We start from the raw sequence: 11,908 nt of genomic DNA on the forward strand, positions 1-11,908 counted from the left end.
TCGGCTGTTAATTTTTAAAGAGCAATCTGCGAGGAACTTCGTGCTTCCCGGCAGCGCTGCGTTTTCAGCAGCAGAGAAGCGAGATTATGAACCGTGTTTCGCAGCTCGTCAACAACTTTTTACACTACATCGTTGCGACTGCGGGGTTCAACTTCCAGGCCAGCCGCGCGCCCGACACTGCAGCACACCACCAGCTTCGCTTCCCTCTCCCGCGCTGCGTTTCCGTTAGCGCGAAAGAGGCGTGATTCTAAGCACCCTCTTCCAACTGCGCAAGGGCTTTCTCAAAAAATATAAGACCCCGCACGCTGTCGCGTGCGGGGTCTTATATAGAAGCAACTCAACCGGTCAGCCTGTGCGCACCTGGCGCGCGACGATCGCCATATAGTGATCGAGATCAGGCGTCACCTTGCCCTCTTCCTTTGCCGTATCGTCCCAGCGGCGCAGACGCAGCGCATCCTCCGCGAACGGACGCAGCAGGAACGCCGCCGTCTCCTCTTCACTGAAGATGCCGCCCTGCAGCGCGAGACTGCGCACCGAGTCCGGCGACAGGCTCTCGAAGTAGCCGGCGTCCGTGCGGCACAGGCAGCGCTTTGCGTCGACGTGCAGCCGGATCGGCTCCAGCACCGCGTCGGAAAACAGCGGACGCAGGAACGGCAGCACGTAATACTGGTGCAGATCGTCGATCCCGCGCGCACTCGGCGTCTCGCCCTGACGATTCAGCAAATGCCCGAGATCGTGCAGGAACGCCGCCGCGACCAGCGCCTCATCAGCCCCCGCCTCTTCCGCCAGCAATCCACTCTGCAATGCATGCTCGAGCTGCGTGACCGGTTCACCGCTATAGGCCACATGGCCATGCTCGCGATACAGCCCGTGGATATCTTCCACCGTCAATGCCATTCATTCACTCCCAAGGCAGCGAAAACGTCTTCAGGTTCGTGAAGCTCTTCATCGCCTCCTGAACGCCTTCCTTGTATCCGAGCCCAGAATCCTTGATCCCGCCGAACGGCGACAGCTCGATCCTGTATCCGGGCACTTCCCATACATTCACCGTGCCGACGTTCAGCTCGTTCACGAACCGCACGACCGCCGCCGTGCTGTCCGTACAGACACCCGACGACAGCCCGAACGCCGTCCCGTTGCTGATCCGGATCGCGTCGTCGATCGTGTCGAACGCAATCACCGGCGATACCGGGCCGAAGGTCTCCTCGCGCACGATCGTCATCGACGGATCGACGTTGTCGAGCACGGTCGGCGCATACAGCGCGCCGCGCCGCACGTTGCCCGTCAACAGCCGCGCGCCCTGCGCGACCGCCTCCCCGACCCGCGCCTCGAACAGCCGCGCCGCCTCCTCGTCGATCACCGTGCCCATTTCGTTCGCGGGATCGAACGGATCGCCGTACCTCCATGCGCGCGTCTTCTCGACGAGCAATTCGGTGAAGGCGGGCGCGATCGAGCGCTGCACCAGCAGCCGCTTGACGGCCGTGCAACGCTGGCCCGAATTCCGGTACGACCCGAGCACCGCCAGCGACGCCGCGCGTTCGAGATCGGCATCGTCGAGGACGATCAGCGGATCGTTGCCGCCCAGTTCCAGCACGATGCGGCGGTAGCCGGCCCGCGCGGCAATCGCCTTGCCGATCGCCACGCCGCCCGTGAAGGTGATCAGCGACGCATGCGGGTGCGTGACAAGCTCGTCCGCGATCTCGCGCGGATCGCCGGTCAGCACCTGCAGCATCGGCTCCGGAAGACCGGCTTCAACCAACAGGTCGGCCAGATAGAGCGCCGACAGCGGCACCTTCTCCGACGGCTTCACGATCACGCGGTTGTTGGTCGCGATCGCCGGCGCAATCTTGTGCGCCACCTGGTTCATCGGATGATTGAACGGCGTGATCGCGACGATCACGCCGTCGAGCGGCTGCCGCTGCGAAAACACGCGGCGCGCCTTGCCATGGGGCGTCAGGTCGCACGAGAAACTCTGCGCGTCGTCGCGCAGCGCCTCGACCGCCGCGAACTTCAACACGTCGGCCACGCGGCCGATCTCGTAGCGGGAGTCCTGTTTCGACAGCCCCGACTCGAGCGTGATCAGGTCGGACGCTTCCTCGGTACGCTCGCGCAACAGCGCAGCCGTGCGTTCGAGGATCTCCGAACGCTCGTAACGCGTGAGCGTCGGCCGGTACGCCATCGCGTAGTCGAATGCCGCGCGCACATCGTCGACGCTCGCGAGCGGCACCGTACCGACGCGCGTGCCCGTGTAAGGGTCCATGACGTCGAGCGTGCGTTCGCGCGTCGCGCGCGTGCCGCACCAGCGCAGCGCCTCCGCGCGAAACGCCGGGTGATCGTGTCGGGGGTGAGCCATCATGTCGCGACCCGGTTCAGCACGTAATCGAACACGTCGAAATTACGCGGGCGACGCGCAGGATCGACCGGCTCGATACGGCGATTGAACAGCAGCGGTACTTCCTGCTCCGACACGCCGCCATGCGAACGCAGCGGCACCGTGAGGCCCGACAGATCGTGTTCGCGCTCGCGCGTGCCGAGCGTCATGTCGCGGCGGCCGATCACGACGAGATCGCCGATCCGGTCGGCCGGCAGCTCGAAACGTGCCGCGGCTTCCGCGTTGTCGAGCACGAGCTCGACGCCGTCGAGGCCGCCGACGCGCCACATCGCCTCGGCCCGGTCGACGCCCGGCGCCAGATAAACAGTGGCAAACGAGCCGAGCGCGCCGTGATGCGCGACATAAGGATCCGTGATCGGCAGGATCACGCGCGCAGCCTGCGCGCCGTACCACCCGTCGAAGGCATCCTGCAGATAGACGACGTTCGGCCGGCCCGTCGCAGGATCGTGCTTCGCGTTCATCCCGTGGTCGGCCGTCAGCCCGATCGCCCAGCCGAGCGCGTCGAGCTGCGCGAGATAACCGTCCATCATCGCGTAGAACGCGTTCGCGCCGGCACTGCCCGGCGCGCACTTGTGCTGCACGTAATCGGTGGTCGACAGGTACATCAGGTCGACCTGGCGCGTCTGCGCAAGCCGCACGCCGGCCGCGAACACGAATTCGGACAGCGCCGCGCTGTAGACGTCCGGCGACGGCAGGCCCACCCAGTCGAGCACGTCGACGATCCCGTTTTCGGCGAGATTCGCCTGCGCGGCCTTCTCGGCCGAAAAGCAGATGCCGTTCATCTGCCAGCCGAGCAGCCGGCGCAGCTTGTCCTTCGCCGTCACGACGGCCACCCGCGCACCGGCGTCGGACGCCGCCGCGAGCAGCGTGCCTGCCCGCAGGTAGGCGGGGTCGTTCATCATGACTTCGGCGCCACGCCCGCCGTCGGCGGCCGGGTCCCAGAAATAGTTGCCGCAGATTCCGTGGACCGACGGCGGCACGCCGCAGACGATCGACAGGTTGTTCGGGTTGGTGAAGGTCGGCACGACGCAATCGGCGCGCCAGGCCGTGCCTTCCGCGATCATCCGGCCGATGAACGGCGCGACACGCGCTTCCACCGCCCGTTCGAGATAGTCGTACTCGCAGCCGTCGACGCAGACGACGACGGTCGGCTCGACCGGCAGCCGGTAGTGCCGGCCGTTGACGTCGACCGAGCGACCCGCAAGCTCCGTCGAGATGCCGGCCGCCGACGCGTCGCCAGGTTGGCGCAATGCAAACGCGGCGTTCATGAAGCCGCCCGCTTGCCGCGCGGCACGCGCGCGGCGATCAGCAGCAGCGCCGCGAGCGACGCGCCCAGCATCAGCAGCGACAGCGCCGACGCCGGAAGGTAATACCCCCGCTCCACCTGGCCGATCACGACGATCGGCACGGTCGCGAAGCCGGGCGGATAAACCGTCAGCGTCGCACCGAGCTCGCCGAGCGACAGCGCGAAGCCGAGTGCGAGGCTCGCGCGCAGCGCCGGCACCAGCTGCGGCAGCAGCACGCGGCGCAGCACCATCGCGGGCGGCGCGCCGAGGCTCGCCGCCGCTTCGCGCAGCACGGTCAGCTCCGGACGCAGCGCCGCGGCCGCGCAGCGATAGCAGAACGGCAAGATCAGCGCGAGCTGCACGAGCACGACGATCGCCGCCGAGCTCGACAGGTCGACCGGCTTCTGGTGATACGCGATCAGCACCGCGAGCCCGAGCACGACGCTCGGCACGCCGTTCGGCACCATCACGAGGGCATCGACCACCGCGCCGAGGCCGCGCCGGTCGCGCCCTTCGAGCGCCAGCGCGAGCCACAGCCCGAGGACCGTGCCGACCGCCGACACGCCGAAGCCGATTTCGAGGCTCGTCAGCAGCGCGTCGTATTCCGGCGACCCGAGCCGCTCGAACCAGCGCAGGCTGTAACCGGCCGGCAAGATCGTGCCCGACCACTGCGTCGACACGCTCGACAGCGCGACGACGATGACCGGCAACACGAACAACCAGAAGCACGCGAACGCGGCCAGCGCGAGCGCCGCGCGCGATGCATGCTTGAGCACCGTGTCGCCCCAGCCGATCTGGTGGCGCGGCACGGCTTGCCCGATACGGAATTCAGCGGACATCGTTCCCTCCCGTCGCGCGCCGGTTCACCCGGCGATAAACCGCATACAGCGCCAGCGACAACGCGAGCATCACCACCGCGCCCGCCGACGCGGTCGGCAGATCGAGGTCGACGGTCGCGCTGCTGTAGATCGCGACCGGCAGCGTGACGAGCCGCGCGCTGCCGAGCACGAGCAGAATCCCGAATTCGTTCAGCGTCAGCAGGAAGCACAGCACGGTGCCGGCGGCGATGCCCGGCCACGCGATCGGCAGCACGACGCGGCGGGCGAGCATCCAGCCGGAAGCGCCGAGGCTGCGTGCGGCTTCGATCAGCCGCAAATCGAGCGTCGCGAACGATGCGAGCGTCGGCCGCACGACGAACGGCGTATAGAACACGGTCTGCGCGAGAATCACGCCGCCGATGCCGAACAGGAAATCGAGCGGCGCATTTTCGAGATGAAACAGGTGCTGCAGCGCGATGCTGATCGAGCCTTGCGAGCCGTACAGGAAGATCAGCGTGAACGCGACGAGGAACGACGGAAACGCGACGTACAGCTCCAGGAAGCGCGTGACGAGCGACGCGCCCGGAAACGGCTTGAAGAACAGCAGCGCGGCCAGCAGCACACCGAGCACCGACGCGGTGCCGGCGCTCGCGAACAGCACGCCGAGCGTGGTCAGCAGCACGTTGCGGGTGTCGGGGTTGCCGAAGAACGTCCGGTACGCGGTGAAACCCAGCCCGTGGTCGCCCGACACGCTCAGCAGCACGAGCCGCACCAGCGGGTAGACGACGAGCGGGCCCAGCACGACGATCGCGAGCGCGGCGAGGTGCAGGTCGCCCATGCGCTTGCGGCGCCGCGCGGCGGCGGCGTGCGCGGCGGCCGACGCGAGCACGTGCGGCGGCAGGCCGGCTTCAGGGCTCGATAAGGACGACATCGTCTGCCTCGCAATGCAGGGAAACGCGCGCACCGCGCTCGGGAGCCGCACCGCGGCCGCGTTGCATCGTGACGCGCACGGGCTCGTCGGGCGCCGCATCGATCGTGACCGCGATCGACAGGTCCGCGCCCTGCCATTCGACGGACGACACCGTGCCGTGCAGCCCGCCCGCGGCGGGCGGCATCACGGTCAGGCGCTCGGGGCGCACGCACGCCACCTTGCCACGCACTTCATGGCGCGGATCGCCGAGCGGAAAGATCACGTGCGGCGGCAGCAGGTTCGCCGGGCCGAGATAACGCGCGACGTAGCCGTCCTGCGGCGCGTCGTACAGCTGCTGCGGCGTGCCGAGCTGCGCGATGTGGCCGTCGCGCATCAGCAGCGCGCGGTCGGACAGCACGAGCGCGTCGTCGCGGTCGTGGGTCACGCAGACGACGGTCAGGTTCGGCAGGCGCTCGTGCAGCGCCTTCAGTTCGCTGCGCACCGATGCGCGCAGGTTGGCGTCGAGCGCCGACAGCGGCTCGTCGAGCAGCAGCACGTCCGGCTCGATCACGAGCGCGCGCGCCAGCGCGACGCGCTGCTGCATTCCGCCCGACAACTGTGCGGGCAGGTGGTGGCCCGCATCGCCGAGCTGCACGAGCTTCAGCGCATCGGCGACACGGCGCGTCACTTCCGCCGACGCCATGCCGCGCGCGCGCAGCCCGAAGGCGACGTTCTCGAACACCGACAGGTGCGGGAACAGCGCGTAATTCTGGAACAGCAGACCGAGATTGCGCTTGTGCGGCGGCGCGTAGGTCAGGTCGCGTCCGGCGACGGTCAGCGTGCCGGTCAGGCCGTCGGCCTTCACAAACCCGGCGATGAAGCGCAGCAGCGTGGTCTTGCCGCAGCCGCTCTTGCCGAGCACGGTCAGAAATTCACCGGCACCGATCGACAGCGACAGATCTTCCAGCACCGTGCGCGCGCCGTAGCGCACGCTCAGGTGTTCGATCTGCACGCCGCCCGGCGCGCCGGACCGCAGCATTGCTCGCGGTTCGGCGGCGCCGAATGCGCCGGGATGGGTCAGGGTGGTTTCCACCGGGTTCATCCTCTTGCTCACGAATACAGGCAGCGGGCGCCGATCACTTCGGCTTGACGACGTCGAGCTGCTTGCCCGAGCTGCCGATCACGTCCTTCTTCCAGCGCTCGATCCACACCGGCTTCTTCGCCATCACCTGGGTCCAGTCGACCGGGATCAGCTTCACGCCCGCGATCGCCTTCTTGACCGCTTCGCCGTTCTTGCCGGCCAGCGGCACGTCCGTGCGGCCCGGGATGCCGTACATGTCCGGCACCTTCGACTGCACTTCCGTCGACATCAGGTAGTCGATCAGCTTCTTGCCGGCGTCCTGGTTCGGGCCGCTCTTGATCAGGCCGATGCCGTACGGGAGCTGGAACGTGGTCGGCTGGTCGCCGTCCTTCGCGGCCAGGAAGATCGGCTTGACGGACAGCGCGCCGTGTTCGGCATCGTCGAGGTCCATCTGCAGGTCGCCGTTCGCGACGCTGATCTCGTTACGCGACAGCAGCACGTTCAGGTAGCCCGTGCCCTTCGTGTGGAACTTCACGCTCTGCGACAGTTTCGCGAGGTAGTCGAACGCCTTGTCCTCGCCCATCAGCGACGTCGTCAGGATCAGCACGGCCATCCCGTCGCCGGCCGTGGCCGGGTTCGAGTACGCGACCTTGCCGGCATAGCTCGGCGACAGCAGGTCGGCGAACGTCTTCGGCTGGCTCTTCACGACGTCCGGGTTGATCGCGAACGAGAAGTAGTTGTTCACGAACGTCGCCCACGTGCCGTCTTCCGCCTTCGCGATCGTCGGCACGTTCTTGTAGTTCACGCTCTGGTACGCCTGCAGCAGGCCCATCTGGCCGGCTTGCTGAATGAAAGGCGGCAGCGTGACGATCACGTCGGCCTTCGGGGAATTCTTCTCGATGTTCGCGCGGTTGACGACTTCGCCGCTGCCCGCCGTCACGATGTTGACCTTGACGCCTTCCTTCTTCTCGAACGCCGGCAGCACATCGCGATAGAGGTTCTCGAGACCGTCTGCTGTGTACAGCACGACCGCGCTCGCCGCATGCACGGGCAACGCGGCGCCCATCAGACCGGCGACGGCGGCGGCCAGTGCAAGCTTGCGGAACGCGCCGGCAGCGGCGCGCGAGGAATTCTGCAGTGTCATCTCACTTCTCCGTAGGCGGAACACCAAATGGCCGGGGCACGATCCGGCTCTCCTGTTATCTCCGGGCAAGGCCGATCAACGGCCTGCCTCGCCGCCGCGCCGAGGTCAGGTTTCTCGCGGCAAGCGAAGGATCACAGCGTTCGATGACAAACCCGTGACGAATGCCACAATTTCCAAAAAATGACACATTTTGCCAATATCATGCAAGTCATTCAGAAATGCCGCCCGGCGTTTCTTTCCGACCTTTGCAAGGGAAAACCATGTCCGATCCGATTCTTCTTACGCCCGGCCCGCTCACCACGTCCGCCACAACCCGCCACGCAATGCAACATGACTGGGGCTCGTGGGATGCCGCTTTCAATCAACTGACGGCCAGCGTCTGCGCGGACCTCGTCGCCATTGCGCATGGCGGCGACGAGTACGTGTGCGTACCGATGCAGGGCAGCGGCACGTTCTCGGTCGAAGCCGCGCTCGGTACGCTGGTGCCGCGCGACGGCGTCGTGCTGGTGCCCGACAACGGCGCGTATTGCGCGCGCATCCTGAAGATCCTCGGCCGGCTCGGTATCGAAGCGATCGCTTTGCCGTTCGGCGAGGATGCGGCCGTCGATCCGGCCGCGATCGAAGCCGCGTTCGCGCGCGAGCCGCGCATCACGCACGTCGCGCAGGTGCATCTGGAGACGAGCGCCGGCATCCTGAACCCGCTCGACGACATCGCCGCCGTGTGCCGACGCCACGGCAAGCGGCTGATCGTCGACGCGATGAGCTCGTTCGGCGCGCTGCCGATCGCACTGGCGGGCAGCGGCATCGATGCGCTGATCTCGGCAAGCGGCAAATGTCTCGAAGGCGTGCCGGGGATGGGGTTCGCGATCGTGCGGCGCGATGCGCTCGAGGCCGGCGAAGGAAATTCGCCGTCGCTCGCGCTCGATCTCCACGATCAGTACGCATACCTGCGCAAGACGGGCCAGTGGCGCTTCACGCCGCCGACGCACGTGATCGCCGCGCTGCGCGCCGCACTCGACCAGTATCTCGCCGAAGGCGGCCAGCCGGCGCGCGGCGCGCGCTACGCGGACAACTGCCGGACGCTGGTCGAATCGATGCGCGCGCTCGGCTTCGCGCCGTTCCTCGATGCGAACGTGCAGGCGCCGGTGATCGTCACGTTCCATGCGCCCGACCACCCGGCCTACGATTTCCGCCGCTTCTACGACGCCGTGCGCGATGCCGGCTTCATCCTGTACCCGGGCAAGCTCACGCAGCTCGAGACGTTCCGCGTCGGCTGCATCGGTGCGATCGACGCCAACGATATCCGGCGCGCGGTCGCGGCGATCGCGCAGGCGGTCGAATCGCTCGGTATCGCCGTGCAGCACGCATAAGGGTGCACGCAGCGCGTCGCGCCAACAAAAAAGCCCGGCGGCCTACCGGCCGCCGGGCGAACGCACAGGATGCGCGTGGAGGCGATGCTTACAGTTCGATCCGCTTGATGTCGCCGACGACGAAGATGTAAGACAGCGCACCGATCAGCGCGATCACGCCGATGAACACGAGCGCGCCGACGAACGAGCCGGTCGACGCGACGATGAAGCCGACGACGAGCGGCGTGATGATGCCGGCCAGGTTCGCCGCGAAGTTGAAGATGCCGCCGGTCACGCCGAGCAGGCCGTCCGGCGCGATGTCGGACACGAGCGTCCAGCCGAGCGCGGCCATCCCCTGCGCGAAGAATGCGACCGACATGATCGCGATCACGGCTTCGTTGCTCTGCACGTAGTTCGCGAGAATGATCGTCGACGCGAGCAGCAGGCCCGCGATGATCGGCAGCTTGCGCGCGAGGTTCGCGGACTTGCCGCGGCGCAGCAGCCAGTCGGAGAAGATCCCGCCGAACATCACGCCGACCGACGCGGCGATGAACGGCATCACCGCGAAGAAGCCGATCTTCAGCCAGCCCATGTGGCGCTCGGTGGCGAGGTAGGTCGGGAACCAGGTCAGGAAGAACACCAGCGTCGAGTTGCCGGCGAACTGGCCGAGACAGATGCCCGCGAGCTGGCGCTTCTTCAGCAGCTTGCCGGCCATCGCCCAGCTGAACTTCTTCTGCGCGCCCTTGCCGCCTTTGTCGCCGTCCTTGCGTGCACTGTGCACGAGACCGCCGCCCGCCTCGATATACGCAAGCTCCTCGGAGTTGGCGCCCGGATGGTTGCGCGGCTCATGATAGAACTTCCACCAGACCAGGCCGAACGCGATGCCGATCGCGCCGACGACCCAGAACAGCGAGCGCCAGCCGAACGCGCCCATCAGCGCGAACAGCACCGGGCTGAAGAACGCGAGGCCGATGTACTCGCCGACCGTATACGTACCGGTCGCCATCGCGCGCTCGTTCTGCGGGAACCACGTCGCGACGACCCGGCTGTTGGTCGGGAAGCACGGCGCCTCCGTCACGCCGAGCCCGAGCCGGCATGCGAGCAGCGTCGCGATGCCCGGCACGAAGCCCTGCAGGAACGTGCACAGCGACCACAGCGTCATCGACCAGTAATAGGTGATCTTGCTGCCGAAGCGGTCGAGGAACAGGCCGCCGGGCACCTGCATCGCGACGTACGTCCACGAAAACGCGGAGAACATGATGCCCATCACGGCCGCATTGATGCCGAGCTCCTTGGTGAGCTGCGGTGCAGCCACCCCCAGCACGGTGCGGTCGAGATAGTTGATCATCGTGCCGATCGCGAGCAGCGCGAGAATCTTGTAGCGCGCCGAGGTGCGCCGGACCGTGCCGGCCGCCGCGGGCGCGGCGTTCGAGTGGGTGGTGTGCTGCATGATTGTCTCCTGATCTCTTTTTTCAGCTAGTCGGTAGAAGGGTCAGCGTGCGACCAGCGACTGAAAGTGTTCGAACATCCGTTCGTCGTCCGGCGTTCGTCCGGTGAAGATCTCGAACGCATCGACGGCCTGGTACACGGCCATCCCGCCTCCCGGCAGCGTCGCGCAGCCGACCGCGCGCGCGGCGCGGACCAGTTCGGTTTCGAGCGGGAAATACACGATGTCGGCCACCCACATGCCCGCGTGGAGCAGCTCGGCCGGCAGCGGCAGGCCCGGATGCTTGGCCATGCCTGTCGGCGTTGCGTGGATCAGGCCCGTCGCGGCGCGCATCGCGTCCGCGAGATCGCCGCCCTGTACAACCCGTGCCGCGGGGAAGCGTTGCTGCAGTTCAGCCGCGAGGGCGGCGGCACGCGTGCCGTCGACATCGAAAATCGTCAGTTCGGCCGCGCCCATCTGCAGCGCGGCGTGCGCCACGGCCGCGCCCGCGCCGCCCGCGCCGAGCTGGACGACGCGTTCGAGCGACGCGTCGGGCAATCCGCGGCGGAACGATTTCGCGAAGCCCGACCAGTCGGTGTTGTGGCCGATCCGCTTGCCGTCCTTGAACAACACGGTGTTCACCGCGCCGAGCGCACGCGCATCGTCCGACAGCGCGTCGAGGTGCTCGATCACGCGCTGCTTGCACGGGTGCGTGATGTTCAGGCCGTTGTAGCCCATCCGCTGCGCGGCATCGAGCAGTTGCGGCAGTGCGTCGACGGTCACGCCGAGCACGTCGAGGTCGATCCGCCGGTAGACATAGCCGAACCCCTGGCGAAAACCTTCTTCCTCGTGCATCGCAGGCGACAGCGAGCCGCCGATGCCCTGGCCGATCAGGCCGATCAGAAACGACGGGCGGCTCATCGCGCGGCTCCCTGCGCGAACAGCGTCGCCAGACGCTGCAGCGCGAACACGTAGCCTTCGGTGCCGCAGCCGCAGATCACGGCTTCGGCAATCGCCGACACATAGGAATGGTGACGGAACGCCTCGCGACGATGCACGTTCGAGATATGAACTTCGATCACCGGTTTCGCGATCGCGGAAAGCGCATCGGCCAGCGCCACCGACGTATGCGTATAGGCAGCCGGGTTGATCACGATGCCGTCCGTATCGTGACGCGCAGCGTGCAGCCAGTCGATCAGCTGATGCTCGGCGTTCGACTGGCGGAAGTCGATTTCCAGCCCGAGCGCTTCAGCCGCCGTACGGCAGCGCTGCTCGACGTCGGCGAGCGTTTCCGCGCCGTAGATATGGGGCTCGCGCGTCCCCAGCAGATTCAGGTTCGGGCCGTTCAGCACCAGCACCTTGGGCTTGCTCATGGTGTTTCTGCTCCTAAAACGGGGGCGCATCGCTAGCCGACGTTGCCCCCTGACGTCAAGATTTGGCGCTAGTGTGCGCTTGCGAAAGCGCAATGTCTTTTCGGGTTTTCGCTAATTTGTACCACCTAG

At 66.9% G+C, this 11,908-nt stretch carries 11 protein-coding genes; 1 reads left to right on the forward strand and 10 read right to left on the reverse strand.

From position 1 onward, the window contains the following. Window positions 1-345: 345 nt before the first annotated feature. Genes APZ15_RS23015 through phnS form a run of 7 tightly spaced genes read right to left on the reverse strand, consistent with a single transcriptional unit; the run spans window position 346 to window position 7,631 of the window. A complete protein-coding gene (locus APZ15_RS23015; protein ID WP_027790519.1) occupies window positions 346-897 on the reverse strand; it encodes a phosphonate degradation HD-domain oxygenase in 552 nt (183 codons plus the stop codon). A gap of 4 nt (window positions 898-901) precedes the next feature. Beyond that, the gene (gene phnY, locus APZ15_RS23020; protein ID WP_027790518.1) at window positions 902-2,356 is read right to left on the reverse strand and encodes a phosphonoacetaldehyde dehydrogenase; all 1,455 of its coding nucleotides are present in this window, start codon (window positions 2,354-2,356) and stop codon (window positions 902-904) included. Next, entirely contained in the window at window positions 2,353-3,660 is a 1,308-nt protein-coding gene (gene phnA / locus APZ15_RS23025) for a phosphonoacetate hydrolase (protein WP_027790517.1), read from the reverse strand. Before phnA ends, phnY begins: the two co-directional genes overlap by 4 nt. Beyond that, window positions 3,657-4,517 (reverse strand): 2-aminoethylphosphonate ABC transport system, membrane component PhnV, encoded by an 861-nt coding sequence (gene phnV, locus APZ15_RS23030; RefSeq protein ID WP_027790516.1) that lies wholly within the window; start codon window positions 4,515-4,517, stop codon window positions 3,657-3,659. Before phnV ends, phnA begins: the two co-directional genes overlap by 4 nt. After that, window positions 4,507-5,427 (reverse strand): 2-aminoethylphosphonate ABC transporter permease subunit, encoded by a 921-nt coding sequence (gene phnU / locus APZ15_RS23035; RefSeq protein ID WP_027790515.1) that lies wholly within the window; start codon window positions 5,425-5,427, stop codon window positions 4,507-4,509. Before phnU ends, phnV begins: the two co-directional genes overlap by 11 nt. Further along, the gene (gene phnT / locus APZ15_RS23040; RefSeq protein WP_027790514.1) at window positions 5,405-6,508 is read right to left on the reverse strand and encodes a 2-aminoethylphosphonate ABC transport system ATP-binding subunit PhnT; all 1,104 of its coding nucleotides are present in this window, start codon (window positions 6,506-6,508) and stop codon (window positions 5,405-5,407) included. The genes phnU and phnT overlap by 23 nt, the downstream gene beginning before the upstream one ends. A 34-nt stretch (window positions 6,509-6,542) precedes the next feature. Beyond that, window positions 6,543-7,631, reverse strand: coding sequence for a 2-aminoethylphosphonate ABC transporter substrate-binding protein (phnS, locus tag APZ15_RS23045; RefSeq protein ID WP_027790513.1), 1,089 nt, complete (start codon window positions 7,629-7,631; stop codon window positions 6,543-6,545). A 260-nt stretch (window positions 7,632-7,891) separates the two neighbouring features. On the opposite strand from phnS, the gene APZ15_RS23050 reads away from it, so the two are divergent. After that, the gene (locus APZ15_RS23050) at window positions 7,892-9,001 is read left to right on the forward strand and encodes a 2-aminoethylphosphonate--pyruvate transaminase (RefSeq protein WP_021159314.1); all 1,110 of its coding nucleotides are present in this window, start codon (window positions 7,892-7,894) and stop codon (window positions 8,999-9,001) included. Window positions 9,002-9,089: 88 nt separating this feature from the next. Here APZ15_RS23050 and APZ15_RS23055 read toward each other — a convergent pair whose 3' ends face one another. From APZ15_RS23055 to aroQ, 3 genes are read right to left on the reverse strand one after another with little or no spacing between them, the layout of a single operon-like run. Beyond that, window positions 9,090-10,430, reverse strand: a complete 1,341-nt coding sequence (locus APZ15_RS23055; RefSeq protein WP_027790512.1) for an MFS transporter — start codon at window positions 10,428-10,430, stop codon at window positions 9,090-9,092. 42 nt (window positions 10,431-10,472) lie between these two features. Continuing rightward, window positions 10,473-11,327 carry a shikimate dehydrogenase gene (locus APZ15_RS23060; protein WP_027790511.1) on the reverse strand — a complete coding sequence of 285 codons (855 nt, stop codon included), beginning with the start codon at window positions 11,325-11,327 and terminating at the stop codon, window positions 10,473-10,475. After that, window positions 11,324-11,779 (reverse strand): type II 3-dehydroquinate dehydratase, encoded by a 456-nt coding sequence (gene aroQ / locus APZ15_RS23065; protein ID WP_027790510.1) that lies wholly within the window; start codon window positions 11,777-11,779, stop codon window positions 11,324-11,326. The genes APZ15_RS23060 and aroQ overlap by 4 nt, the downstream gene beginning before the upstream one ends. Window positions 11,780-11,908: the final 129 nt, after the last annotated feature.

It is taken from the genome of Burkholderia cepacia ATCC 25416, assembly GCF_001411495.1.
Classification (GTDB): domain Bacteria; phylum Pseudomonadota; class Gammaproteobacteria; order Burkholderiales; family Burkholderiaceae; genus Burkholderia; species Burkholderia cepacia.

Bases quoted from the DNA above. Each gene is read 5' to 3' on its own strand.
- APZ15_RS23015 (WP_027790519.1), bottom strand. From the start codon at position 897: ATGGCATTGACGGTGGAAGATATCCACGGGCTGTATCGCGAGCATGGC.
- phnY (WP_027790518.1), bottom strand. From the start codon at position 2,356: ATGATGGCTCACCCCCGACACGATCACCCGGCGTTTCGCGCGGAGGCG.
- phnA (WP_027790517.1), bottom strand. From the start codon at position 3,660: ATGAACGCCGCGTTTGCATTGCGCCAACCTGGCGACGCGTCGGCGGCC.
- phnV (WP_027790516.1), bottom strand. From the start codon at position 4,517: ATGTCCGCTGAATTCCGTATCGGGCAAGCCGTGCCGCGCCACCAGATC.
- phnU (WP_027790515.1), bottom strand. From the start codon at position 5,427: ATGTCGTCCTTATCGAGCCCTGAAGCCGGCCTGCCGCCGCACGTGCTC.
- phnT (WP_027790514.1), bottom strand. From the start codon at position 6,508: ATGAACCCGGTGGAAACCACCCTGACCCATCCCGGCGCATTCGGCGCC.
- phnS (WP_027790513.1), bottom strand. From the start codon at position 7,631: ATGACACTGCAGAATTCCTCGCGCGCCGCTGCCGGCGCGTTCCGCAAG.
- APZ15_RS23050 (WP_021159314.1), top strand. From the start codon at position 7,892: ATGTCCGATCCGATTCTTCTTACGCCCGGCCCGCTCACCACGTCCGCC.
- APZ15_RS23055 (WP_027790512.1), bottom strand. From the start codon at position 10,430: ATGCAGCACACCACCCACTCGAACGCCGCGCCCGCGGCGGCCGGCACG.
- APZ15_RS23060 (WP_027790511.1), bottom strand. From the start codon at position 11,327: ATGAGCCGCCCGTCGTTTCTGATCGGCCTGATCGGCCAGGGCATCGGC.
- aroQ (WP_027790510.1), bottom strand. From the start codon at position 11,779: ATGAGCAAGCCCAAGGTGCTGGTGCTGAACGGCCCGAACCTGAATCTG.